The sequence below is a fragment of the Alkalispirochaeta alkalica DSM 8900 genome, from assembly GCF_000373545.1.
Lineage (GTDB): Bacteria > Spirochaetota > Spirochaetia > DSM-27196 > Alkalispirochaetaceae > Alkalispirochaeta > Alkalispirochaeta alkalica.
The window spans coordinates 20,181-46,494 of the sequence record NZ_KB891703.1; the positions used below are offsets into that span (position 1 = coordinate 20,181).

A 26,314-nucleotide genomic window follows, 5' to 3' on the forward strand; every position below is an offset into this window, starting at 1 on the left:
CCACCCCTGATCATACCGCTCTTCACCTACCGAACCCTCTCGGTGAGCGATCAAACCCTGCACAGCCCCGGAGGAGGACTCGTCTTCCTCGCCCAGGACCACCTCCTGGCNGGCACCTATTCCCGCACCACCTGGAGCACCACCCCCGGCACCCGGGACAGCACGGACTACCACACCCTGGAACTCTTCTACGACGGCGCCNGCCGGGAACACCGGTACCTGACCGTCNTGCAATCGGCATCGGACGAACCAATCCACGGCGGCTGGGACACCTTTCAGGCCGCAGCACTCTACGGATACGAAGTCTACACCAGCCCCACCACATCGCTCGTCCTCGGNGGCGGCCTCGGAATCAGCGACTTCGGCATCACAACCCCCGGAGGCCGTACAATCTACACCCTCCCCCTGCCACTNATCCGGCTCTCCCGCGAAACCCCGGGNTATCACCTCTCCCTGGACATCATCACCGGCCCCACCCTCGACCTCANCCTGAGACCCCAGGAAAACCTGCGCATGACCTGGCACCTGCAGTTCGACATCGACCAACTCCGGGACGAGCGGGACCTGACCTTCGAAATCGCACTCCACTACCGCTTCGCCTCCCTGGGACTCCAGAACGAAACCATCAGCTTCGACCTCGCCGGCGAAACAGACCCCCTGGAAAGCACCTTCTACGCCGCCTTCGCCGAAATAGACCTGATCCTCCTCAAACTGCGGGCAGGCTACGCCTTCGACACCCTCCATCGCTCCCGGGGCACCACAGAACAAACCGGCCAGGGCCTCTTCCTCTCCCTCCAGGGCCTCATCCCCCTGGGAACCCCCGGCCCCTGACCAGCCCGCAGAACCGGCCGCTCACCCCCGCCGCCCGCAGGACAGGCCCCCAGCCCCCGCATCACCGGCCGAAAGGGACCCCGGGCGTGTCCCCGCGTGCGCGGGGCCGGGCTTTCCGCGAGTAGTACGGTCCTCGCCGGAGCCCCACCAGACCGGACCGCCCCAGGGGACACACCGGCTCCGGTCCGCGCTACTCGCTGCAATCCCTCACGCGGAAACAGGAAAAACCCTCACGTACCACTCCTCGTATCCCGGGCGCTCCAAGACCGGCAAAAACCCGAAAAAGAAGGAGGACCATGATAGATTTGCATGACAAGGAGTACAGCTATGACCAAAGAAGCCATCATCGAAGAGATCAAGAAGCACCCCAGGGAAGACCAGCGAGAAATCATTGAAGCGGTGTGGGAACCGAGTGAAGAAGACCAGGAGTTACGCGATGAGGAGAAGGATCTGGTAGACCGACGGTGGAGATACTATCAAAGTTGGTGGATAGAAAAGGAAAAAGGGCATACCCTTAGGATAACAACGAAATCATTCGAAGGAGTTACGTATGCCCTACCGTAATCATCCCGGTTTTGGTACAGGCGATAACGTAGTACTGTCGCGACCCGGCGGGGNGCAAATCCCGAGAACCTCAGGGGAGGGGCCCNAAAACCCGGATGCTCCGGAGCATCGTCTTAAAGAAAGGCAGATAGGTATCCGCCAGGGGTTGCAGAGAGGCTGCGTTGACCAGGTACATTCTGAACATGTCCACCGGTATCAGCGCCTGGATCTGCACGAAGGCGAGCCCCGGCTCATGCTCCCAGTGATACTGCATTACATGCGCCTCGACGAGACTGGAGAGAGGGAAACTGGTGACGGAATCAAGGGCGAACTTTCGGTGTGATTCAGCCATTCTCGTACGCGTTTCCTGCAGGAACCCCGTGATCCACTGATCCCCAAAGCCTTCCGGTTTACCCAGGGAGGGCCATAGAACCGGACCTGCTGCTCCGATTCTTCCCGCACCTCCCAATCAACGGGGACGTGCACCGACACCTGTGTACCACCGTGGCAGAAAGTTCGTCCATAACGCTCGAGAGCGGGAATNAGGATAAACCGAAGGGAGGCAAAGGTATGGTCAAGCTCCCGCCGCAAAAAAGCGCCCCCCAGGTGATCATCTACAAAGAACAGTTCCTGTTCAACGGCGGGGACCCCATCGGCATCGGTCTCACGGCGAGTGCAGGTTGACCCAGGAGGAACGCGGGCAGACTGTTCAGCCAGTTTGGGGTAGGCCTCTTCCTGGTCCAGAGGAACCGCCGTTGCCTTGGTCATCACCATGGTTCCCGGTCCATTCTCGTCGTCCTGCTCCNTGTAGGTGGCGCTGGAGTGCTCCTGGTCAGCTGCTCACCCTTCGCCGGTCAGCCCTATCAGATCCCTGATCTCGGTAGTACTCAGATGCGTCAGCCACTTCTCGCCGTGGGCGACGGTCAGCTCGGCGAGATCCTCCTTGGCCTCCAGCATGGCACTGATCTTTTCCTCAAAGGTCCCGCCGGTAATAAAGCGATAGACCATCACATCCTTCCGCTGACCAATCCTGAAGGCCCGGTCGGTGGCCTGGTGCTCCACAGCAGGATTCCACCACAAGTCGTAGTGAATCACATGGTTCGCTGCGGTCAGGTTGAGCCCGACCCCGCCGGCACGAATAGAGAGTACCATTACCTGGTGGGTCGGGTCGTTCTGGAAGCGGTCCACCAGGGCATCGCGCTCCCTGCGCGAGCTGCCACCGTGCAGAAACAGACAGGGCAGGTGCAGCTCGGCATCGATCATCTCCTGGAGCAGCCACCCCATCTCGGCGAACTGGGTAAAGATCAGCACCTTCTCTCCCCGTGCGGCGATCGTCTGGACCTGCTCTATCAGCAGCTTCGCCTTCCCCGACACCATCGAACCGCGCTCGCCCCGTTTGGCGTAGAGGTGGGGGTGACAACAGATCTGCTTGAGACCGGTCATCAGCTTGAAGACCATCCCGGACCGCTCGATCCCCTCAGCCTCTCCAAGAAATTCCTCGGTCCTCTCAACCAGCTCCCGGTACAGCACTATCTGCTCCCCCGTAAGAAGGGGATAGCGGTTGATCACGATCTTTTCCGGCAGATCGTCGATAATGGTGCGGTCCGTCTTCAGGCGACGGAGAACGAGGGGTGCCGTAACGGTGCGAAAGTGCTCCAGGGCAGTCTGGTCGCGGAAGCGTTCGATTGGCACAGCATAGCGCTCCTTGAAGGACGCCCTCGTTCCCAGATATCCCTTCATGGCAAAGTCGATGATGCTCCAGTAGTCCAGGAGGCGGTTCTCCACGGGAGTTCCCGTCATGGCGATGGAGAACCCCGCCTTGAGCGCCTTCACCGCCCGNGCCTGGGCCGATGCGGTATTCTTGATGTTCTGCGCCTCATCAATAATGAGAACCGACCACTTCCGTGAGCCAAAGTGCTCCATATCTCCCCGCAGGAGAGCGTAGGTGGTGAGGACCACATCGACCCCGGAGGGCATCGTGCGGTCGCTCCCGTGGTAAATCCCCGTGGCAAGGGAAGGGGCAAAACGGTGAAGCTCGCGCTCCCAGTTGGTTACCACGCTGGCCGGTACAACCGCCAGGGCGGGCCGGTTCGGCCGGAGGGCCGATTCCTCCTGGAGCTTCAGNAGAAAGGCAATCACCTGAATCGTCTTGCCCAGCCCCATATCGTCGGCCACCACCGCACCAAGGCCGATCCGGTAGTTGTGGTACAACCACTGGTACCCGCGCAGCTGGTAGGGCCGGAGTTCAGCCCTGAGCCCCGGGGGAACCTCCGCCTCGGGTGCGTTCAGAAGCTGGTCAAAGAGGGTGCGCGCCTCGGGGCTCATCTCGATCGGTGNGCCCTCGTAGGTGCCGGTCAGGCCGATCTGCAGGAGGTCGACCGCCCTGGGGCGGGGATCGCGTGCCATCTTTCGGGAAATCTGTGCCAGCCTGGNCTCGTCCAGCTCGATAAACCGGTCCTTGTAGCGGACAAACCGGCGGTAGCGCTGGCTCAGCTCGAACAACTCCCCGGCAGGCATCACCTCGTCCCCCACCGCGACGTGCCAGTCCACGGCCAGCATATCCTTCAGCGAGGTATAGGAGACCACCCTGTCTGAGTCGGAGTCCGGCCGTTTCCTNANCCCCAGCGTAAGATGGGGCTGAAACACCTCCCGCAGTGCCTTGGGAACCACCGTCCGAACCCCCAGCGTTCGCAGCGCCGGTATCGCACCAAACCATTCCTCCAGAAAATCCTCGGCACAAACCGTCACGGTGCTGCCTTTCTTCAGAAAGGTATTCACCGTTCCCAAATACGTGGAGAGCAGACTCAGATCGCGCAGCAGGGGCAGCGTTTCCGGATCGAGCTGTTCCAGAAAGAGGGCAAAACTCACGGGCAGGCTCCCGGCTTCGCGACGATCCCCCACCAGAACTTCAAATTTGAAGGTATCCTGGCCCCCTTCCTCCACGCGGATAACCGGATAGTGGTGGATCGGGCGTNTAGAGAAGCGTCCCAGCCAGAGATGAATGGTCTGGGCGTTGCCCTGTTCCTCAAACCTGGTGGGACGGTATTCATCTCCCNGGAAGAACAGCGCCCGAATCGGGTGATCCCCGGCATTTTTCACCGGCTCCAGAAGGCGGAGGTAGTGGCGCAGGAAGAAGGAAATCAGGAAGAGCAGCTGCTCCCGGCGTGTCAGGGGCGTCCGGTCGTAGCGGAGAACCTCCCCGGGAAGCGCCCCGACGAGACCATCGAAAATCCCTGCGACCTCGCTGTTAAAGAGCGCCGGAATCCACCGGATGAGAAAGGTGTCCTTCCGTACCGAGATCAGTTCCGGCACAATTGCGTGGCGCTCCAGTAACCGCAGGGCGAAGTTGTGGGACATAATCAGGAAGGAGATCATCGGGGGGTAGACCGAGAGATCCCCCGCAGAGAGACGCTGCAGGTACTCCACACAGGGGGAGAAATCGTCGGAGTCGAAGGCCACCTCATCCTCGTCGGACCCGATTCTTCCGGTAACGCGGCCGTGCCCCTTCCGGATCGTCATCGTGCACCTTGAATCGGGGGCAGCCCGGGACTCCTCCTGGATATCCAGGAGGCTGATGTGGCGCGTTGCCTTCGTGCCGGCCCTGCGGATCGCCCCCAGCAGCAGCTCCCTGAAGTCCCCCTCAAGATATAAAGAGAGGAAACTCCGTCAGGAGTTGTGCCGTCGCCGGATAGAGATCGGGAATCGCAGCCAGATCGAGCTCCTCCAGAGACTCCCGGGAGGAGGTGTACTCCACAGGGCCTTCGGCAACCAGGGACTCGATCCCGACGATCTTCCCGTTATCCTCCAGAGGCCCGCCGTGGATCGCCTCCAGAAGGTCCAGCCCGTGCATNNGNAAGACGAGAAAGGGATTCTTGTCTATCTCGTTGGCCACGATGTANACCACCGCAGCGAGGTGTTTGCACGGCACCGCCCAGTCGGGGCAGGAGCAGGTCATGCCGAGCTCTTTCCAGCTCTCGGGGAAGAGCCGGATTCCCCGTTCCGCCAGGGCGCCTTCCAGTTCCGGCGGGAGCCGGCGCGCCTCCAGTTGCGACAGATAGTAGGGATCGTCTTTCACCAGACCGATGATCGTCTCCTGCTCGAGGGCACTGAACTCCCAGAGTGTGAGTCCCACGCGGTAGGGGGTCGGCCTGGTACCCTTGACCCGTGCGNTGATCCTGGTCCCCTCGATNCTGATCGATGCTACCGAGCCGTTTCGGGCATAGCGCTTTCCCCGGGGCAACCGGTTTCCAAAGTCGATGTGAGCGAGCGCATCCAGCCAGCGGTGCCCCCACCAGGTGTGGCCAAACTCGATTCGTGCCATGCCGTGAGTGTAGTTCCCCGGGCGGATCGGATCAATATTCCTCCCCCGGACCCGGGCCCGGACCCGAGAGCAAGACCGGGAGCCGAGTCCTGATCGGTCCTTTCGGATATAACCACCGGCATTTCCTTGCCTTATCCGATCGCCAACACTAGACTTTCTGCGGAACGTATTACTGCGATAGTCAGGGTGGTGCGCAGTGACGAAAGCGCNGCTGTAATGCAGGAACTATTCATCCTATGAACGACGAAGAACAAAAAGAGGNCAAACAAGACCAGGACGATACTCTCGCCCCCCGGAGCGATCCCGCGCGCNCTCGAGACACCCGAAACAGAAGTGGAAAAAACGAATCGCTCGCCACAAAGAACCTGCTGGTTCTGGTNTTTTCTTTCCTGCCCTTTATCGTGGGTATCGGGTACTCGGTCTACAGGAGCCCGGAGCGTTCCTATCTCAGCGAGGCGATCAACATGGCCGGATCGCAGCGGATGCGCACCATGCTGATCGCCAATTACGCCCAGCAACTCACGGCGAGCGCCNCAGGCCGATGGAATGNGGGAGGGGACACCCAGTATGCCATCGGGTCTGTCCTGGCCGAAGAGATCGAAACCTACCGGCAATTTGCCTGCGCGCTGCTCCACGGTGATGAATCGCTGGGGCTTGCGCCNAACCACGTCCCGGAAATCAGGAGCCATCTGGTCAAGATGGAAGATCAGGTGGCGGCCTATATTGAAAAGGGGCNGCTCCTTCTCCAGGANCCGACGGAGGAGCAGCATCTGCGAGGGATCATCGCTTCGGCCATGGCCCTGAAAAACGGGTTCGACCTGGTCACCGGCCTGTATCAGCAGGAAAAGGATGCCATGATCGCCCGTCAGCGCGGGATCGACCTGGTGCTCATCGGCTGTGCCTTTTTCATCACCCTTCTGGGGGTCGTCCTGACGAGAAAAATCAGGCATCAGGAAAAACACCTGCTCGTTGCTACCCAAGAGGCCGAGGCTGCAAGCAGGGCAAAGAGCGAGTTTCTCGCGAACATGAGCCACGAGATCCGCACCCCCATGAACGGGGTGATCGGCATGACGGGCCTGCTTCTGGAGACGGACCTCACCGAGACACAACGGCGGTATGTCGAGATCGTGGAGAACGGTGGAGAGACGCTCCTGGCGCTCATTAACGATATTCTCGACTTTTCCAGGATTGAGGCGGGGGTTCTTGAGCTGGAAGAGGTCGATTTCGATCTGGAGCGGACGATCACCGACCTCTCTCCCATCCTCGCCCTGCGGGCGGAAGAGAAGGGGTTGGAGCTTATCTTCGCGGTTGACCCCGGGGTTCCCCCGATTCTGCGTGGTGACCCCGGACGGTTACGGCAAATCATCCTGAATCTTGTGGGGAACGCCATCAAGTTCACCGAATCGGGCGAGGTGGTTGTTCGGTGTACTCTCGAATCGGAGGATCGGGAATCGCTCTGTNTGCGCTGCGAGGTGAGCGATACCGGGATCGGAATACCCCGGGACAAGATCGATACCCTCTTCGAATCCTTTACCCAGGCCGATACGTCCACGACGCGCCGCTACGGGGGAACCGGCCTCGGACTGGCGATCTCCCGNCGGCTGGCAGAGAAGATGGGCGGGACGATCGGTGTGGAGAGCGACGAGGGCCGGGGATCGAAGTTCTGGTTTACGGCACGCCTGAAACGGGCGACTCCCGGTTCCGGGAAGGGCCTCCCCGATGCGGAGCCCGGGCCGGGCGGCTTGGCCCCCGGGGCACAAGCGCCTGTGAGCGTGGACAAAANCGCCCGGGTCCTTGTGGTAGAGGACAACAGAACGAACCAGATCGTTGCTTTGGGGATCCTCCGNACCTGGGGACTTCGCGCGGATGCCGTAGCCGACGGAGAGGAGGCCCTGGGAGCGCTCGAGACGGATCCCTACGATCTCGTTCTGATGGATGTACAGATGCCCCGGATGGATGGGCTCGAAGCAACCCGGCTGATCCGTTCCGGCAGCAGGGGCGGTCAGAATTCATCGGTGGTGATNATTGCCCTGACGGGCCACGCCACAGGGGAGGATCGGGATCGATGCCTTGCGGCGGGAATGAACGACTATCTCCCCAAGCCGATCCACCCCCGGGCTCTTGCGGCANTGCTCCAGAAGTGGGTGCCGGCAAAGGGCNCCCCCGAGGCGGGACCGGCCTTTTCTGCCGCCGTCTGGGACAGAGCCGCCATGCTGGAACGCATGATGGGGGACGANGATCTGGCCCGGGAGATACTGGAGGAGTTCATCCTGGAGTCNGCACGCTTCCTCGANCCGCTCGACGAGGCGATTCGCCGGAATGACCTTCCCTCGGTGGTGAAGCTCGCTCACTCGGCACAGGGTATTGCCGCAACGATCTGCGCCGGTGAGGTGGCGTCGCTGGCCGTAGCCCTGGAGCAGGCCGCCCGGAAGGCCGATGTGGCCACCGTCGGAGCGTTGCGGAGGCCCTGGCAGGAGGCGATGGGGCGACTCGTGACGGGGATCAGTGGCGACGGTCTGGTGTCCCGCAGCATTTGACCTATCCTTTCTGACGCCCTGAACTGAGGGGCAAAACGGTCTTGCCTGTACGGGGCCTCTCTTGAGGAGCCCGACATGATGAATAACCGTGCCCTGGTAATGCTGCTTCTTTGGCACTTTTGGTCCTGTTATTTCCTGAGAGCAACGCTGGATTTCTGCAACGTACACCAGGGCAAACCAGTGAATGTTTGTTTGAGCCTGAACAGGCGGCACGGCAGTCAAGATACGATATCGGCATCGGAGGTGAACACTTTCCAACATGGACCGCTTGTCCTATACTCAGCCCATGAGCCAGGACCTCCGGTGGAGACAGCGTCTTAACTCGTTCACATTGAGTTTGGCAGCCTTGGACGAGGTTCTCGAACGCCGGGAGGGGCGTCCGCTGGACCGAGTTGAAGTTCAGGCACTTATCAAGTCATTCGAGCTGAGCTACGAAACCGGATGGAATCTGCTGAAGGACTGGCTTGAGTTTCAGGGTATCACTGGTATTTCCGGATCACGCGACGCCATCCGAAAAGCCTTTGGATTGGGGCTCATTCGTGACGGCGACACGTGGATGGAGATGCTGCGCACCCGCAACCGTACGGCCCATGCCTACAATGAAGCGGTAGCGCGTGAGGTTGAGGAGTACATCGCCCTTCGCTTCCACCAAACGCTTCACAGTCTTCTCAAGGAAATGCAGAGACGCGAATCTCTGGAGAACGAAGCTCAATGAGCGCAGGTGATGTGATTACGGACATCCCGGGAATTGACCCTGAAAGCACAGCGGCACTTCGTGCGGTCTTCTTCGAATGGTGTCTGCAGGAGGTCAGGTTGTATGGGTCTCGGGCGAAAGGTACTCATAGACCCGGGTCGGACATCGATCTATGCATCATGGTGCCGCGGCTTGATCTGAAACGCATGGCATCTCTGGAAGAAGCAATTGATGAACTACTCCTGCCATACGAAATCGATCTCTGCAACTACGACGATATAGAGAATCCTGAGCTCCGTTTGCACATCGACCGGTGCGGAGTTCTCATATTCCAGGCTGAGTAGAGTAGACAGTTGCCGGCATGATTACGTACCCCCCCCCATGGTCCCGCACCAGAACTACTGTAAGCGCCTGCGATATTTTATCACAGTCTTCTGTGCAATGAGTGGGCATCCGAAGGGTGTGCAGACAGCCTTCTTTTCTGAGAATCGATCTCCAGAAGATTTCTATCCAGCTGAGGCCATAGTCACAAACGGAACGGTCGATTAGTATACCTGTAGTTCGGTTATATCCCCCGATTCATAAACAAGTAGTGCGGGTCCAACACCGTAAAATCAGTCCAAGAAAANGTCCGCACGCCCGTCTCATCCCCATTTGACCTATCGTTTCTGACCCCCTAAACTAAGAGACAAAACGGTCTTGCCTGTACGAGGCTAATCTTGAGGAGCCCGACATGATGAATAAACGTGCCTTGGTAATGCTGACTTCTTTGGCACTGTTGGTGATACTGATCCTCCCGGCTGCCATCTCGGCGCAGGAGAATGTTGTCTACCGACGGGAATCTGACGAGGAGTTCGTCTATGGCCGGATCGGCCTGAACGACGACGGAACAAAAAGGTATACTTTTTTAGTTGTCCGAACGCCGAACCCCGACAAAACGGTGTACCGCCGGGAGGACGAGGCCTACGTCGGGGTGCGATCGATCGGCAGGGGTGGCTCAATGTCGGTTGACCGCGACGTCCAGGAGTTCGACACGTTCGACTACTACATTGTTTTTAACGGCGACAAGCTGGGACCTTTTGACCGCTTTAAGAGTCTAAGGCATGACAACCCCAATGTGGAGGACTGGATAAGCCCGGACGGCCAGGGACTCACTTTTTCTGCGGTTCAGGGGCAGCATTACCAACTATACGCCAACAGTCAGCGACAAACTATGTACTGGAGCTATGCCCAGACACCACTGGTAGCCGAAGCGCCCGGCAAGGTGGCCTTTGTGGTTCAGTTCGACCGCAATAACTGGCACCTTCGGGAAAACCGGCGATTGGTAAAAGAAAACTATGCAGGGATAACGAACCTTGAGTACTCTTCCGATGGTTCGCGACTGCTGTACGTTGGGGCGCCTGATAACATGCGAGAGCGCTTTGTGTACGTTAACCACCAGCGCGTTGCCGGACCGTACAGAACGGTTATGCCCTATGTCACCGGGTTTGTCGGCAGCACCAATACCCCATACTTTGTCGGCAACACAGCGGATGGCCAGGAAATGACCGTTGGCACCCGTCGGGTTAACCTGCCCCCCAACATCAGAAGCATTGGGCGCGTTATCTACAGCAACGGAAAGCTGGCTTTCTCTGGTCAGGTTGACGACAAGCACTACACCTACCTGTACACTGTTTCCAGCGATAATCTGATGGTGCGCGAAGGCCAGCTCCGACCGCAGGGCGTAATCAGCAGCAACAATCGCACCTATTTGAGTATTATAGAGCCCAACGAGAACCGCACGCTGATTGACCAGAACAACAATGTAGTTGCCTCGTTTCCCCGTAGCGAGCTGCACGAAACCTTATCACAGGTCAGTTACGAGGTTTGTCGCGATGGTAATGTTTATGCCCATTTCAGACGCGCTAATGGCCAAGGGGCTGTCCTGAAGAACGGCCAACCTTTCGAGCTGGCGGGATCGGGCTTTTCTAGAACCCGCCACTTTTCATTCAACCCTGTCACTGGCCTGCCCCAGATTGCTTTGATTCTTTCCGACAACCCCGAAGGCAACCAACTACGAATTATCCACAACAACAGGGCATTGGATATCAACGGCGAGATGGATAATTTTGAAAGATACTCCGCATTTCCGCCTGAAGGGCCATTCTACTGGATCAGGCGCCGAATCCATGAGAGACGCGACTGGCGCTGGACAATCTATCGCGAGAACGAACCGGTAAGCCGAGAGTATCCCCACATGTTTGCGTTTACGACATCACCCGATGGCAAAAATTTTGCTGCCTTGATTTCCACCGACCCCGATGCGGATATCAGGGATTACTACAGCACCAACCGGTCGATGCACACCCGCCTGACCATGATGGTGGATGGGAATCTTGTCAACGGGCGCTTTGGAGCCCCGGTATGGTCACCGCGTGAGAATCGATTTCTTGCCCTGGGACAGTCTGGCCGCAACATAATTATCCGCCGGCTCTAGGCGCGACCGGTGGTGTCGATGGGCACCACCGGTCGCTACTGGCTCAGACACCGGCGAAACTGTGATACAGTGTGAACCTGTCATGCTGAAACCTGCCGTACTCAAAGAAGAGATCGCCCAGCGCTTTGTCGATCGACTCTGCGCCTCCATCCCCTATAACGTGAACATCATGGACCCCGAGGGGGTGATCATCGCCTGCCGTGATTCCTACCGGAAAGGCACCTACCACGATATCGCGCACCGGATCGTCGCGGGAGATCTGCGCGAGCTTGTGGTCCGCGAGGACGATCCCCGGCCCGGTGGCGTTCTTCCCGGGGTAAATCTGCCGGTGCTGCACCACCGGGAGGTAATCGGCGTGGTGGGGCTCACGGGCGATCCCGATCAGGTGCGGGTGGTGGCCTATTCCGTGAAAACCGCCCTGGAAACGATGGTGGAGTACGAGGAATTCAAGGAGCAGCTCGCCCGGCGTCAGGACCGGAAGCGACTCCTGGTAACGATGCTCCTCTACGACGACGGGGTTGCTCCCGAGGACCTGGATGTTCTGGCCCGTCATCTGGGCTACCGGAGCGACCTCTTTCGGATTGCTCTGGTCCTGCCCGGTGCCGAGGGTATTTCGGAGCGTGACTTCCGGAAAATCGTGCGCTCCAACGAACTCCACACCGATCAGGACATGACCCTCTTCGCTTCCCGGGGGAGCCCCGTGATTTTCCGGGCGGTCTGCAGTGATTCCTCCCGTGCCAGGGGAGGGAAGCGGTCCGTGACAGACTATCTGGCCGGTCTCGACGAGGCCCACCGGCGATGGGGCGCGCCCGTGCCGGCCTGGTACGCTGCGGGAACGGTCCAGACCAGCCTTGCTGCCTACCGGCGCAGCTTCCACCACGCTCTGTGGGTCTCGGGTGCCGGCCAGGCCGGCCGTGAACGGTACCGGTTCTTCGCAGACCACGCCCGGGACTACCTCTTTTCTCTGGTTCCCCCCGAAGAGATCCGGGGAATCACCCTTCCCCTGAGGGAGTTCTGCGGAGCCGATAGCCTGGCGGCGTTTCGCGGGACCTTCCAGGCGTTGCTCGCGGCCAACATGAATATAAAGGAGGCGGCGGCTCGCCTGGATGTTCACCGTAATACCGTGATGCATCGCCTGGAGCGCTTCCAGGAGCATTCCGGTTTCGATCCCCTGCGTTCACCCCAGGACAGGCGTCTCCTGGAGCTCCTCTATCAGGGGGAGTTCTGAGCGGCCTCGGTTGATACCGTTGTAACCGGTGCACAATTTTCGGGGGATCAACTGTTCAACCTGACACATTGCCTGATCCCCCGGGGGGCCTCAGACTAAAGGCTCATTCAACACAGCACAGGAGGATCATGTATGGTATCAGGTGGTCTGGCACTTCTCTTTCTCGTTCTCGCCGTGGCGCTCTTGATTGTGCTCACGGCCAGGGTGAAGTTGAACGCCTTTCTGGCGCTCATCATCGTGGCCTATCTCTACGGTATGGCTATCGGACTCCCGCCCCTGGAGATCATTAATCACATCCGCGGGGGCTTTGGCGGAACCCTGGGGTACATCGGTATCGTGATTATCGCGGGAACCATCATGGGAACGATCCTGGAAAAAACCGGGGCCGCCTATTCCATGACCAACGCGATTCTCAAGGTGGTGGGGAAAAAGCGGTCTCCCCTGGCCATGAGCATGGCCGGGTACGTGGTCTCGATCCCCGTCTTCTGCGACTCGGGTTACGTTATTCTCTCGCCCCTGAACAAGGCCCTGGCCAAGGAGACGGGACAGTCCATGGCGGTGATGGCCGTTGCCCTGGCCACGGGTCTCTACGCCACCCACGCCATGGTTCCTCCCACGCCGGGCCCGATCGCGGCTGCCGGTATTGTGGGAGCCGATCTCGGCGCCGTCATCGGGTTGGGATTGATCGTCTCCATTCCGGCGATGCTGGCAGGGTATCTCTGGGCGGTGAAGTTTGCCTGCAAGTACAAGATCGAACCCAAGCTCGCCGAAGACTACGAGACGATCAAGGCAAAATACGGGGAACTTCCCTCGACAACCCTCTCGTTTCTGCCCCTTTTGGTGCCGATCGTGCTGATTCTTCTGAAATCCCTGGCGGAGTTCCCCACAAAGCCCCTGGGCGAGGGCGGGTTTGCCACGTTCCTGCGCTTTGCCGGTGATCCCGTGACAGCTCTGATCATCGGTGTGCTCCTCTCCTTCCTCCTGGTGAAGAAGGATGTCCTCACCGAAGCGATCAACGACTGGAGCTCCGAGGGAATCCGCAACGCCGCACTCATTCTGGCTATCACCGGTGCCGGAGGAGCCTTTGGCCGGGTCCTTCAGAACTCACCCATGGTAGACTTCATTGAGAACCAGCTCTCGATCCTGCCCCTGGGAATCTTCCTGCCCTTCATCATCTCGGCGGCGATCAAGTCGGCCCAGGGTTCGTCCACCGTGGCGATCATCACCACGGCCTCGATCATGGCTCCCCTGCTGGCAGGCCTGGGTCTGAACCCCGCTCTGACGGTTATCGCCATCGGTGCCGGTGCGATGGTTGTCTCTCACGCCAACGATTCCTACTTCTGGGTGGTCTCCCAGTTTTCCGACATGGAAGTGAGCACGGCCTACAAGACCTACACCACGGCAACGCTGGTGGAAGGAACGGTTGCCTTCGCCCTGGTGGCGGTCCTTTCCTTCATCGTCTAGTATTTCCTGGTATGGGAGGGCGCCCTTCGGGGCGCTTCTCCCCTGTACAGCACAGGGCGTCAAGGAACAGAAAATTGTCAAGGAACAGAGCATGAAGAGCTTTTTTTCCCGACTGCGGAGAAAATATCTGGAACGAACCGGCCTGAACGCCTACGCCCTGGGCAGGTACAGCCAGGCCGAGGGGGCGTTCCGTACCCTCCTGGCTCTGGACGAGGATTCTCCCGGGGTTCGTCACAACCTCGCCCTGGCGTTGCTGGCCCAGGAAAAGTTTTCCCCCGCCGAGGAGCTCTTTCTGGGAGAACTCGCCCGGCTGGGAGACCATTTCCCGCGCCTGCGCGTGCTGGGTGATCTGTATTACCAGTGGGGAAAACCCGATCAGGCGGCGGACATGTACCGACGGGCCCTGGCCGAGGATTGCCCGTGCCAGGACAGGGCGTTCCTGGAGATGCGTCGTGAGATATGCCGGGACCCCGAGCGGTTCCACCAGGCCGGACTCTCCCGCGAGAGGTATCGTCGGGGGAACAGCGCTATGGAAGCGGGAGATATCCCGGGAGCCCGGCAGGCTCTGGAAGAGGCGCTTCGTCTGGATCGGAGCAACGTTCCGGCCTGGAACAATCTGGGCACCCTGCTCCTGAACCATTGCAAGGACCCCGACGGTGCGGCCGCGGCTTTCCGGGAAGGGCTCCGGTTGCAGCCTGTTCCCTGGCTTCAGTCCAATCTGGAAAAGGCCCTCCAGGCCTGCGGTTCCGGTAGCACATCTGAAAGAGAATCAACAAAGGAACGGTAGAATGAGCAACCTCCAGAAGACCGATCGCTTTTCGCACCCCCGGGCAGAGATGATAGCCGGGGCGGCCCTCTCCCGGGTTGACCCGGTAGAGCTGATAACCCGAAGCCTCCGGGTCCAGGACCATCACCTCCTGATCGAGGCCCAGGGATCCACCAGGAGTTTCGACCTGGACCGGTTTGACGAGATCCTGGTGGTGGGAGCGGGGAAGGCGGGAGCCTCCATGGCGCGGGGCCTGGAAGAGGTGCTGGGAGACCGGATATCCCGGGGGCTGGTGGCGGTCAAGCACGGTCACCGCCTGGAGGGTGCTCCCGAGCTGATTCCCCTGATCGAGGCGGGGCACCCCGTGCCCGACGGAAAGAGCCTCGAGGCGGCCCGGGAGATCGCCCGCCTCGCCGGGGAAGCTGGAGAGAGGACCCTCTGTATCACCCTCATTTCGGGCGGGGGGAGTTCCCTCCTCACCCTGCCCGGCGGGGGTGAGGAGCCCCTCTCGCTGGAAGACATTCAGGCCACTACGAGCCTGCTGCTGGGCGCAGGTACCCCCATCGGGGAGATAAACTGCGTCCGGAAGCACCTCTCGGGGATCTCGGGGGGGCGCTTGTGCCGCATGGCGGCACCGGCAACGGTGGTGGCCCTGATCCTCTCCGACGTGGTGGGGGATGATCCGGGGAGCATCGCTTCGGGGCTGGCCGCGCCGGACCCCACCACCTTTCACGATGCCTGGGAGATCTGCCTGCGCTACGGAATCGCCGGCGACCTCCCCCGGGCGGTGCAGGAGGTGTTGCGGGCGGGGAAAGAGGGGCGTCTGGAAGAAACGCCCAAACCCGGGGACCCCATCTTCGGGAAGGTCCATCCCGTGCTTCTGGGAACAAACCGGATCGCCCTGGAAGCGGCCCGCAGCCAGGCCCTGGATGCGGGCTACAACACCCTGGTCCTGACCAGCCGCCTCACCGGTGAGGCCCGCGAGATGGCGCGGGTCTTTACCGCCCTGGCCGCTGAGATTGTCCAGGGCCGGGGCCTTCTGGAGAAACCGGCCTGTATTCTGGCCGGGGGCGAGACCACGGTGACCCTGCGGGGAGAGGGGAAGGGGGGGCGAAACCAGGAGATGGCCCTGGCCGTTCTCGCCGAGATGGCCGCCTCCCCCGGGGAGTATCAGGGGGTCACCTTTCTCTCGGCGGGCACCGACGGTACCGACGGCCCCACCGATGCGGCCGGAGCCTGGGCCGCGCCCGCTCTCGCCGGGGCGGGAGATATTCCCGATTTGCAGAAGGCTCTGGCCGGGAACGACTCCTACCACCTCTTCCAGCGTCTGCGAGGGCTCTACATCACGGGGCCCACCAACACCAACGTCTGCGATATCCAGATTCTTCTGGTCGAGTAGGGCGGCCCGGCCGGGGGGAATCGGCGGGGTGGCGCCAGAAGGAGCCTAGCCCTGAAGTTTTTCCACAACCCGGGCCGCGAGGGTCCGGGGGATCAGACGGGAGGAGAAAACGCTGGCCTTGTTGAACGCACCGGGAACAACCAGGGGCTTTCGCCGAAGGAACCCCTCTGCACCGGCCCGGGCCACGGCCTCAGCCGGGAGGGTTGCCTTCCTGAGAATCCAGGACTGGTGCATTCCCGAACGCTCCTGAAATTCCGAGATCGTGGGCCCCGGGCACAGGGCTGTCGCGGTGAGGCCCGTTCCCGCCAGCTCCCGAGCCAGGGCGTGGCTGAAGGAGACCACGAAGGCCTTGGAGGCGTAGTAGCTCGCCATGAGCGGCCCCGGGAGAAACCCCGCCGTGGAAGCTACATTCATGACCCCTCCCTCGCGGCGGGCCCGCATGGCAGGCAAAAAGAGCCGGGTCAGGGTGACCAGGGCTGAGATATTCACCTGGAGGAGTTTTTCCTCCTCCTCCGGGGAAATCGAGAGAAAGGGGCCGTAGAGGCCGAAGCCCGCGTTGTTTATCAGAATGTGCGGAGAAATCCCCCGATCATCCAGAGCCGTGGCGATACGGCCGGGCGCAGACCTGTCGGAGAGATCCCCGGCCACATCCAGCACGGAAACGCCGAAGGACTCCCTCAGCTCCCGGGCTGCCNCNGCCAGGGGCCCGGGATCCCGGGCNGTTACCACCAGGGGATACCCCCGGCGGGCAAACTCCCGAGCCAGGGCCAGGCCGATGCCCCGCGATGCCCCCGTTATCAAGACGTGTCTGCTCTGGTCCATGGCTGGTTCCTCCTTCGGGGTCCCCCGGTTCGCGCCCTGTTTCAAGATAGGTTTTTTTCACCCCGCCGGAAACTCCCCGGGACCAAAAACTCGATCTTGACAGCTCCCGGTTCNGGTGTTTTAATTAATTCAATGAATGAATCAATAAGGAGGTTCTCATGAAACGTCTTGTCCGGCCGGGCTCTTTTCCGGTGGTTTTCCTGGCGTGTTTCCTGCTCCTGGCACCGTCTCTTCTCCAGGCAGGAGGGCAGAAGGAAGACGACGGCCGGGTGGTACTCACCACCTATCTGCAGAAGGATCCGGCTAACCCCCAGTTCGAGGGGCACAACGCCGTGATGGAGGCCTTTGCCGAGGCCCACCCCCACATCACCTTTCGCCACGAATACGCCACGGGCGAGGCCTTTCACCAGAAGTTCCAGGCCATGGCCGCCTCGGGGCGTCTGCCCGATCTCTTTACCACCTACGTGGGAAAGCGCACGGCCTATATCACCGAGACGGGGAGGGTTCTCGATCTCAGACCCTACCTGGAGCAGGAGTTTCTCGACGGTTTTACCCCCGCTGCCTGGGAGCCCCAGGGTCCGGAGGGGGAGATCTACACGGTGCCCCCCTCCATGGCGGTCTGCCACGTGATGTACGCCAATACGGCCATTATGGATGAGCTGGGACTGACCTTCCCCGAGACCTACCAGGAGCTGCTGGATCAGGTGGAGACGATCCGCCGGGCCGGTTACTATCCCATCTCCCTGGGAAACCGTGATCAGTGGCCCATGAACTCCTGGCTTTTGAGCGTCCTGGTGGATCGCCTGGGCGGCCAGGAGTGGTTTCACGACGCCATGAGCGGTCAGGCAGCGTTCACGGACCGGCCCTTTGTTCGATCCCTGGAGATCATCCAGGAGATGGTGGCAAAGAACGTCTTCAGCCCCGGGGTAAACCAGATGTCAAACCCCGAGGCAAATCAGGAGTTCTATCAGGGCCGCTCGGTATACCTGATCGACGCGGGATGGCGCACTTCGGCCATGACCAACATCCTGGACATACCGCAGCAGGAGGCGATCTATCTGGGCACCTTCCCCCGTGTCGACGGGTCTGTCCGCCACGGTTCCAGCGCGGCCGTTCCCTCGGAGGGGTTCGGGCTGAACGTGAACCTTCCCCAGGACCCCCGAAAACTCGAGGCTGCCCTGGAGTTTATCCGCTTCTACAAGGGGCCCCAGGGTGCGGCTATCAGGCTTCAGCACGGGGAGGTTCCCTCCTACACCCTGGACTACGACGACTTCGATCTGCCCCTGCTCCAGCGGGCCTACGCCGAGTTCCAGGTAAACACCCCCATGGGATACGTGATCGACGCCAAGATGGACGGTGAGGGAATGGGAATCCTCAATCCTGCGATCCAGGCGATGATGTTCGGGGATCTGAGTCCTCTCCAGGTGGCCCGGAGCTACGAGGAGTGGGTTGCCGCCAATGATTCCAGCCGGGTGGGAAACTAGTCCCGCTCTGATTACGGATCGGTGATCCCCCCGGGCTTATCCGGGGGGGCGTCCCGGGGATGTTCCCGGGGCGGAGGCGATCTCTCACCCCATCGGGACCGGCTGTCGGGGACGGTGGCGTGGCCGGCGTACGATTCAGCCGGGGTATACCGGCCGGGCTATGACCACCGGCATACAGGGCCGGAACGGAAGGGCCGGTCCACCAGGGTCGGACCACCCCGGCCGGAACGAGAAGGATCACAGGAGACGAGGTATGGTCGAGACCAGAGACAAGCGTGTGAGTTACTACCTGCTGCTGCTTCCGGCGCTGGTAATATACCTCTCGGTCATTATCTTTCCCATCGGACTGAGCGGGGTCCTCTCCTTCACCCGATGGAGGAACTTTGTTCTTACCGGTTTTGTGGGGTTTGATAACTACCTGGTGATCCTGCGGGACCCCGAGTTTCACCGGGCCCTGTGGAACAACGTCCAGATCATGCTCACCTCCGTTTTTGGACAGATACCCCTGGGTGTGCTCCTGGCGTACCTGCTCTTCCGGAAGCTGGTGCGGGGTACCCGGTTCTTCGAGATGGTCATCTTTTTGCCCATCACGATTTCGGCGGTGGTGGTGGCCCTCTTGTGGAACCGTATCTTTTCGCCCGTGGGTCTCTATACCAACATGGTGCGGGTTCTCACGGGGAACCCCGATTACGTGGTGCGAATCTTCGAGAACCAGGACTGGGCCATGGTGCCCATTCTGGTGGTTCTTCTGTGGATGCACACCAGCCTCTATATGGTGATGTTTCTTGCCAACATGCAGCGAATCCCCTCCTCGACGATCGAGGCGGCAAAGCTCGATGGGGCGGGGGAGTTCACGATTCTTACCAGGGTGGTGGTACCCTCCCTGGCGAACGTTCTTTTCATCAGCTCTATCTTTGCCATTTCGGGGAGCTTCAAGAGTTTCGACCTGGTCTTTGCCATGACCGGGGGCGGCCCGGTGAACTACACCAGCGTCATGTCGATCTACCTCTATCGGCACACCTTTACCTTCAATAATTTCGGGTACGGTAGCGCGGTGTCCGTCATCATGGTGGTGATCAGCGTGGGGCTTATCACCCTGACCCGCTGGATCTACGGCCGGGTTCAGAAGAAATACGACTAGGGGGAGTGCGGTGAAACCGATGAATCAGAATATGTCCCGGGGCTGGCGCCTCTTCGCCTATGTCTTCCTGTTCGCCTTTACGGCGATAACCCTCTTTCCCCTGATCTGGATGCTCTATTCGTCCTTCAAACTTCAGGGAGAGATCATGCTCTATCCCCTGGGCTGGCCCCGAAACCCCACGGTGAAGAACTATCACGACGCCTGGCGTATGGGAAATATGGGCGTCGCCGCGATAAACAGCGTGATCTATACGGGGTTCGGAACGTTTTTTACCGTCTTTTTTTCCCTGGCAGCGGGGTTTTCCCTGACCAAGTTCGGCTACTCCTCGTCCAGAGTATATTTTGGAGTCTTTACGCTGGGGCTGCTTATCACGGTGAACGCCGTCATCACGCCCCTCTTTATCATGCAGACCCGGATCGGCCTCTACGACACCCGAATCGGCGTCATTATTCCCTATATCGCCTTCGGGTTGCCCATGGCGGTGCTCCTGGCCTGCTCCTATATCCGGGGTATCCCCGACTCGCTGGTGGAAGCCGCTGTGATAGACGGGGCAACCTACGTGCAGGTTTTCTTTCGGATCATCGTGGTTGTGGCCTCGCCGGTGATGGCCACCATCGCCGTGCTGACCTTCCTCAGAAACTGGAACGAGTTTATTCTGGTCTTTATCCTGACCAGCGGGGAGTCCATGCGGAGTCTTCCCGTGGCAATTAACTCCTTCGCCGGGCGGCTGAACGTGAATTACGGAATGCAGTTTGCCGCCCTGGTGATAGGAACGATCCCGATGATCGTGTTTTACATTGGTGCCCATAATCTGCTGATCAGCGGCTTTGGCGAAGGCGCGCTCAAGGAATAACATAAGCAACAGGAGAGCTTGGATGAAACAGGAATGCACAGAGACGGTGAAGATCGAAGTCTGCCTCGATTCGGTGGAATCGGCCCTGAGGGCCCGCGATGCGGGGGCAGACCGGGTGGAACTCTGCGACAACCTCTTTGAGGGGGGCACAACGCCCAGCGTCGGTTCGATCCGGGTAACCCGGCGGGCCGTGGAGATCGGCCTGCAGGTGATCATTCGTCCCCGGGGCGGTGATTTCCTCTATTCCTCCCGGGAGTTCGAGGTAATGCGCGAGGATATCCGCGTGGCCCGGGAGGAGGGCGCCGACGGGGTGGTTCTGGGGATACTCACCGACCAGGGAGAGGTGGACCGGGAGCGAAACGCCGAGCTTCTGGAGCTGGCGCGTCCCATGAACGTGACCTTTCACCGTGCCTTCGACATGGTGAGGGACCCCTTCGCGGCGCTGGAAGAGATCATCGCCCTGGGGTTCGACCGCATTCTCTCCTCGGGCCAGGAGGCCTCGGTTCTTGAGGGAGCGCTGCGCCTGCGGGAGCTGGTGGAACGGGCCGGTGACCGGATTATCATCATGCCCGGGGCGGGCATCACCCCCCGCAATATCGGGGTGGTGTCAGAGATGATCGGAGCCCGGGAGTATCACGTCGCAGCCAACCTCCAGGAGGAGAGTTCCATGAGGTACCGCCCCGACCACGTCTTTATGGGCGGCCAGCTGCGGCAACCCGAGTTTATCAGGAGCCTCACCGACCAGGGGCAGGTGTCGCAGATGTGTGAGCGTCTGCGGTAGCAGCCTCGGGAGTACGCCGGGCAACCGGACGGGATATCGCAGCCGGGTCCGGTCGGTACACCGGGCTCGGGCGGCAACCGACGGGTGGACATCGACGGATGGACACCGGCGGGCAGGCGGCAGAGTGAGGAAAAGCGGCAGAACGGGCAGAAACAGGCTAGACTGGCAGGACAATGAAACTGGTAGGAAACAGCCGCTATCAGAAGGCGGCCAACGGTTCGCTTCTTCTGGACTATCTGCGAAGGAGCGGTGGCGCATCACGGCGCACGCTCGCTCGGGAACTGGGGCTCCAGCCCTCCACGGTGACCTACATCGTGAACCGCCTTCTTCAGGCGGGGCTGGTTCTGGAGGGCGGGGCCGTGGCCCCGGACTCCTCTCTCCGGGGGAGCGGCCGCCGGGCAACCTCGGTAGAAATAAACCGGCGCTACGGGGCGGTGATCGGGCTGGATCTGCAGGCCGACTACTACAAGGCCCAGGTGACAGATATTGCCGGGGGGCAGATCGCCGCGCTTCACCGGGAGTACGAGGCCGCCTCGGGTTCCTTCCAGGAGCTTCTGGTCACCGTCCTGACCGAGGTGGAACGCCAGGTTCCCCGGGGCATACCCGTCCTGGGTGCGGGCGTGGCGATCCCCGGGGTGGTAGACCCCGAGGGCCCCGTGATCGAGGAATGCTGGTCGCATAATCTTGAGGGGGAACACCTGGGATCGTTCCTGGCGGAGACCTTCTCCTTCCCCGTGCTCATGGAGAACGATGCAAACTGCTGCGCCTGGAAAACGCTTTGGTACGAGAGCAGCGGCCAGGACGATTCCTTTGTCTATCTCTTGCCCCGGTTCCACCGCCAGGAACTGCTGCCTCCGGGGTACCCCTCGGTGGGTATCGGCCTGGGGCTGGTCTATAACGGAGCGATCTACAACGGCTTTACCCACCGGGCCGGGGAGTTCCGGAGCCTCTTTTTCGAGGAGAGCGGTACCGTTCCCGGCCAGATATCGCTCACGCCCGAGGAGATGAACCGGGTCTCCCGGGACGAAGGGATTCGCAGAAAGCTGGTGGTGGAGCTCCTGCGGACCCTGATGCTCTTTATGCACATCACCAACCCCCGGGCGCTTTTTGTGGGGGGCGACCTGGCGTCCCAGGGGGACCTGGTGCGGCGCGTTCTGGAGGAGGACCTTCACCGGGAGTGGAAGACGCTCGCCCGCAGCGGTGTGGAGGTGACAGTTCTGGCCGATGCCGAATACGACGCGGCCCGGGGCGCCGCCGCTGCGGTGCTGGATACGCTGTATTCCATCCCCCGGATCGGGGGGAGGGATCAGGACGCCCGAATCTGGCGTTCTCTCCTGACAAATCTGATTGATCAGCCATGACCGGGAGTGCCGGCCGGGCAGGACAGACTGGCCAGGACCGTCTGGTCAGAAAAAACCGGGCAGAACAGACTGGGCACAGGGCCCATGCAAGGAGGACAGAATGAGACCAATGCGCGTAGTCGTGGGGGGCATCCACCACGAATCGAATACCTTTAANCCCATTATCACGGGGGCTGAGGATTTTTCCCTTCAGCGGGGTGAAGAGATCTTTGACGTTCTGAACGACGATGACAGTATCAGCGGAATCATCAAAACCCTTCAGGCCGAGGGNTTCCAGATTGAACCGCTTCTGATGGCCCGGGCCGTGCCCAACGGGGTGGTCTCCCGGGAGTTCTATCTCTCTGTGAAGGAAGAGTTTCTTCAGCGAGCCCGGGAAGCCCGCGAGTCCTGTCACATCGACGGGATCGCCCTCTCTCTCCACGGCTCCATGCGGGTTGAGGGGATCGGCGACGCCGAGGGGGATCTCCTGGTGGCGCTCCGGGAAATTTTCCCCCATACGCCGCTCTCGGCCTCGCTGGACATGCACGCCACCGTCACGGAACCCATGGTGCGGTGCCTTGATGCTGTGGTGGGGTACAAGCAGGCGCCCCACACGGACTGCTTCGAGACGGGAGAACAGGCGGCCCGCATGCTCGTTGCCATGCTTCGTCAGGGCCTGCGACCCGTGATCGGCTGGAGCAAGATTCCCCTGATCATCGCCGGGGAAAAGACCGAGACCAGCGTGGAGCCCATGCGGGCCCTGATCGAGGTTCTGCGGGAGCGGGAGAAACAACCCGGTGTGATGGCTGCCTCCTACCTTCTGGGTTTTCCCTGGGCCGATTGCCCCGAGAACGGTGTCTCGGCTCTGGTGGTGACGGAANACTCCGGCGATTCCGCCCGGGCCGAGGCGGAGGATCTGGCCAGGGCCTTCTGGCAGGAACGGGAAAACTTCCGTTTCCATACCGACAGTTACCCCCCCGAGGAGGCTCTGGAGGCTGCCCTGGTGGCNGCCAGAGAGGGGGCGTGGCCCGTATATCTCTCCGATTCGGGGGATAACCCCACGGCCGGATCTTCCGCCGACTGCACGGGCTTTCTCGAGCAGGTTCTGGCCTGCGAACCCTTTGGGGNTCTGGGTGCGCCCCTGCTCTACGCGGGAATCTACGACCCTCCGGCGGTGGAGCGGTGTCTCCAGGCCGGGGTCGGAGCCAGGCTGGAACTGGTTCTGGGAGCCCGGTTCGATCGGGTCACCTCAAAACCGCTGGCGCTGGAGGTGGAGGTTCTTGCCCTTGCGCGAAGGTGGGAGCGCTTTCATACTGATATGGTGATGGTCCGGGTCGGGTTTGTGGAGCTGATTCTGGTCTCCAACCACATCGGCTTTGTGACACCCCGGATGTTCGAGGCCTTGGGCCGGAAGGTGGATGACTACGCAGTGATTGTGGTGAAGCTGGGGTACCTGACCGATGCCCACAANCGGTGCGCCCGGCGCACGATCATGGCCCTGACGCCGGGGAGTAGCAACGAAGTGCTGGAGGCGCTTCCCTTCCGGGAACTCTCGCGGCCCCTCTTCCCCCTGGACCGGGAGATCGAGCACACACCCCGGGCTGCTGTGTTCGGGTCATCCCTTGGGGGGGGCCGGGAATCCCTCTGAGAGATCCCCGATGGACGGGCGCCCTTCCGAAGGAGAGCAGACCATGACGAAGGTGGAGACGATCCAGTTCCTGCGCAACCTGGAGCTCTTTCGGGAGCTCCAGGAGGACGAGTTCGAGACGCTCCTGACCTGTACGGAGGAGCGGCGCTACGCTCCGGGGGAGTTCCTCTTTCGCCAGAATGCACCCCGGATAAATCTNTTTGTCATCTGCCGGGGNGGTGTGGAGCTGGTGAAGCAGACCGCCCTGGGCAACGAGACCCGGCTCGGCTTTTTCAGCACCGGTGATTTTCTGGGAGAGAGCTCCTGGGGAAGCACCTCTCCCCACTCCACCTCGGCCCGGGCCGTGGCGGATACCCTGGTATTGATCGTGCACCGGGGGTTTCTCTCGGAGAGCCCCTCGGCCACGGTGAAGGTGCTTTCCCGGGTGATCCGGGTCATGGCCCGGCGCATGCAGGGGGCCACGAACCGCGTTATCGACGCCGGAGCGCAGTACGAGTCGGGGAAAACCCGCCCCGAAAAGGATCTCCTGGGTGAGCGGAACGTCCCCTACGAGGCGTACTACGGAATCCAGACCCTGCGGGCCCTGGAAAATTTCAATATCAGCGGAATTGCCCTCAATTTTTACCCTCTTATTATCAGTTCCCTGGCCATGGTGAAGGAGGCGGCCGCCAGGGCCAACCGCGATCTGGGCCTTCTCGATTCGGTTCGTTCCGCTGCCATCATCGCGGCCTGCCGGGAGGTGGCCAACGGCAAGCTCCATTCCCACTTCACGGTGGACATGATCCAGGGTGGGGCGGGAACCTCCACCAACATGAACGCCAACGAGGTGATCGCCAACCGGGCCCTGGAGTTGCTGGGCCACAACCGGGGCGAGTATCGCTACTGCCACCCCAACAACCACGTGAACCTTTCGCAATCCACCAACGACGCCTATCCCACGGCGGTGAAGATCGCCCTGGTTCGGGGGAACGGGCCGCTGATCCAGGTTCTGCGGGAGCTGATCCAGTCCTTCCGTCGCAAGGGCCAGGAGTTTGTCGGGGTGATCAAGATGGGGCGCACGCAGTTGCAGGATGCCGTCCCCATGACCCTGGGGCAGACCTTCGAGGCCTACGCCGTGACCCTGGAGGAGGAAATTCTCCGGCTCGAGGAGAACTCCCGGCTCTTTCTGGAGGTTAACCTGGGGGGAACCGCCATCGGCACGGGAATCAACGCCGACCCGGCCTACGCAAATCTGGTGATACGCCATCTGCGGGAGATCACGGGTCTCGAGGTAGTCAGGGCCGAAAATCTGGTGGAGGCCACCCAGGACACGGGGTCCTTCGTGATGTACTCCATGGCCGTGAAGCGCCTGGCCATCAAGCTCAGCAAGATCTGCAACGATCTGAGGCTCCTCTCGTCGGGTCCCCGGGCGGGGTTGGGCGAGATCAATCTGCCCCCGCTCCAGCCCGGATCATCGATCATGCCCGGCAAAGTGAACCCCGTGATCCCCGAGGTGGTGAACCAGGTGGCTTTCAAGGTGATGGGTAACGATCTCACCGTGAGCATCGCCGCCGAGGCGGGCCAGCTCGAGCTGAACGTGATGGAGCCTGTGATCGTCCAGAGTCTGGTCCAGTCCGTGGAGATGCTCAAGAACGCCATGGTTACCCTGAAAGCTCGCTGCATCGACGGAATTACGGCGAACGAGGCCCATTGCAGGCAGACCGTGCTGAACAGTATCGGTCTGGTCACGGCTCTCACCCCGGCTCTGGGCTACGAGCGGTGCAGCCTTCTGGCCAGGGAGGCCCTGGAGCAGGACCGGGGGGTCTACGATCTGGTGCTGGAACAGGGGCTTCTGGACAGGGAGACCCTGGACGCGCTCCTGAGCCCGGAAGGGATGGTTGAGCCGGGCAGCCAGAGGCCGCTCCGCAGGAACGATCACCCTCTGTAACAGGTCTTGTGTGACCGGTCTTGTGCACCCTGGTCTTGCCCGGGAGTCGCCAGAGGTTG

The 26,314-nt window shown here is 61.0% G+C and carries 19 protein-coding genes; 16 read left to right on the forward strand and 3 right to left on the reverse strand.

Going from position 1 to position 26,314, the window contains the following annotated elements:
* Positions 1-1,158 precede the first annotated feature (1,158 nt).
* Positions 1,159-1,395, forward strand: coding sequence for a hypothetical protein (locus B071_RS0106585; RefSeq protein WP_018526313.1), 237 nt, complete (start codon positions 1,159-1,161; stop codon positions 1,393-1,395).
* An 819-nt stretch (positions 1,396-2,214) separates the two neighbouring features.
* On the opposite strand, the gene B071_RS0106600 is transcribed toward B071_RS0106585, so the two are convergent.
* On the reverse strand, positions 2,215-4,998 hold the full coding sequence (locus B071_RS0106600; RefSeq protein ID WP_498365799.1) for a DEAD/DEAH box helicase: 2,784 nt from the start codon (positions 4,996-4,998) through the stop codon (positions 2,215-2,217).
* A 16-nt stretch (positions 4,999-5,014) separates the two neighbouring features.
* Positions 5,015-5,695, reverse strand: coding sequence for an SWIM zinc finger family protein (locus B071_RS0106605; RefSeq protein ID WP_026245047.1), 681 nt, complete (start codon positions 5,693-5,695; stop codon positions 5,015-5,017).
* 854 nt (positions 5,696-6,549) lie between these two features.
* On the opposite strand from B071_RS0106605, the gene B071_RS16330 reads away from it, so the two are divergent.
* The 8 genes from B071_RS16330 (at position 6,550) to B071_RS0106645 (ending at position 16,259) form a co-directional block, all read left to right on the forward strand.
* A complete protein-coding gene (locus tag B071_RS16330; RefSeq protein ID WP_438829614.1) occupies positions 6,550-8,232 on the forward strand; it encodes a hybrid sensor histidine kinase/response regulator in 1,683 nt (560 codons plus the stop codon).
* Between the two features lie 286 nt (positions 8,233-8,518).
* Positions 8,519-8,947, forward strand: a complete 429-nt coding sequence (locus tag B071_RS0106615; protein WP_040587670.1) for a nucleotidyltransferase substrate binding protein — start codon at positions 8,519-8,521, stop codon at positions 8,945-8,947.
* A complete protein-coding gene (locus tag B071_RS0106620) occupies positions 8,944-9,270 on the forward strand; it encodes a nucleotidyltransferase domain-containing protein (protein ID WP_018526318.1) in 327 nt (108 codons plus the stop codon). The genes B071_RS0106615 and B071_RS0106620 overlap by 4 nt, the downstream gene beginning before the upstream one ends.
* 389 nt (positions 9,271-9,659) lie before the next feature.
* Positions 9,660-11,402 (forward strand): hypothetical protein, encoded by a 1,743-nt coding sequence (locus B071_RS0106625; protein ID WP_018526319.1) that lies wholly within the window; start codon positions 9,660-9,662, stop codon positions 11,400-11,402.
* An 82-nt stretch (positions 11,403-11,484) separates the two neighbouring features.
* Entirely contained in the window at positions 11,485-12,630 is a 1,146-nt protein-coding gene (locus B071_RS0106630) for a CdaR family transcriptional regulator (RefSeq protein ID WP_018526320.1), read from the forward strand.
* Between the two features lie 132 nt (positions 12,631-12,762).
* Positions 12,763-14,094 carry a GntP family permease gene (locus B071_RS0106635; protein ID WP_018526321.1) on the forward strand — a complete coding sequence of 444 codons (1,332 nt, stop codon included), beginning with the start codon at positions 12,763-12,765 and terminating at the stop codon, positions 14,092-14,094.
* 91 nt (positions 14,095-14,185) lie between these two features.
* The gene (locus tag B071_RS0106640; protein ID WP_018526322.1) at positions 14,186-14,881 is read left to right on the forward strand and encodes a tetratricopeptide repeat protein; all 696 of its coding nucleotides are present in this window, start codon (positions 14,186-14,188) and stop codon (positions 14,879-14,881) included.
* Between the two features lies 1 nt (position 14,882).
* Positions 14,883-16,259, forward strand: coding sequence for a glycerate kinase type-2 family protein (locus B071_RS0106645; RefSeq protein WP_018526323.1), 1,377 nt, complete (start codon positions 14,883-14,885; stop codon positions 16,257-16,259).
* 45 nt (positions 16,260-16,304) lie between these two features.
* On the opposite strand, the gene B071_RS0106650 is transcribed toward B071_RS0106645, so the two are convergent.
* The gene (locus B071_RS0106650; RefSeq protein ID WP_018526324.1) at positions 16,305-17,081 is read right to left on the reverse strand and encodes an SDR family NAD(P)-dependent oxidoreductase; all 777 of its coding nucleotides are present in this window, start codon (positions 17,079-17,081) and stop codon (positions 16,305-16,307) included.
* Between the two features lie 158 nt (positions 17,082-17,239).
* Between B071_RS0106650 and B071_RS0106655 the strand changes: the two genes are divergently transcribed.
* From B071_RS0106655 to aspA, 7 genes are all read left to right on the forward strand, one after another.
* Entirely contained in the window at positions 17,240-18,565 is a 1,326-nt protein-coding gene (locus B071_RS0106655; protein ID WP_018526325.1) for an ABC transporter substrate-binding protein, read from the forward strand.
* A 253-nt stretch (positions 18,566-18,818) separates the two neighbouring features.
* Positions 18,819-19,706, forward strand: a complete 888-nt coding sequence (locus tag B071_RS0106660; RefSeq protein WP_018526326.1) for a carbohydrate ABC transporter permease — start codon at positions 18,819-18,821, stop codon at positions 19,704-19,706.
* Between the two features lie 19 nt (positions 19,707-19,725).
* Entirely contained in the window at positions 19,726-20,559 is an 834-nt protein-coding gene (locus tag B071_RS0106665; protein WP_018526327.1) for a carbohydrate ABC transporter permease, read from the forward strand.
* A 22-nt stretch (positions 20,560-20,581) separates the two neighbouring features.
* Entirely contained in the window at positions 20,582-21,340 is a 759-nt protein-coding gene (locus B071_RS0106670) for a copper homeostasis protein CutC (protein WP_018526328.1), read from the forward strand.
* A gap of 173 nt (positions 21,341-21,513) precedes the next feature.
* On the forward strand, positions 21,514-22,701 hold the full coding sequence (locus B071_RS0106675) for an ROK family transcriptional regulator (protein ID WP_018526329.1): 1,188 nt from the start codon (positions 21,514-21,516) through the stop codon (positions 22,699-22,701).
* 109 nt (positions 22,702-22,810) lie between these two features.
* On the forward strand, positions 22,811-24,328 hold the full coding sequence (locus tag B071_RS0106680) for a M81 family metallopeptidase (protein ID WP_018526330.1): 1,518 nt from the start codon (positions 22,811-22,813) through the stop codon (positions 24,326-24,328).
* A gap of 43 nt (positions 24,329-24,371) precedes the next feature.
* The gene (gene aspA / locus B071_RS0106685) at positions 24,372-26,255 is read left to right on the forward strand and encodes an aspartate ammonia-lyase (RefSeq protein ID WP_018526331.1); all 1,884 of its coding nucleotides are present in this window, start codon (positions 24,372-24,374) and stop codon (positions 26,253-26,255) included.
* Positions 26,256-26,314: the final 59 nt, after the last annotated feature.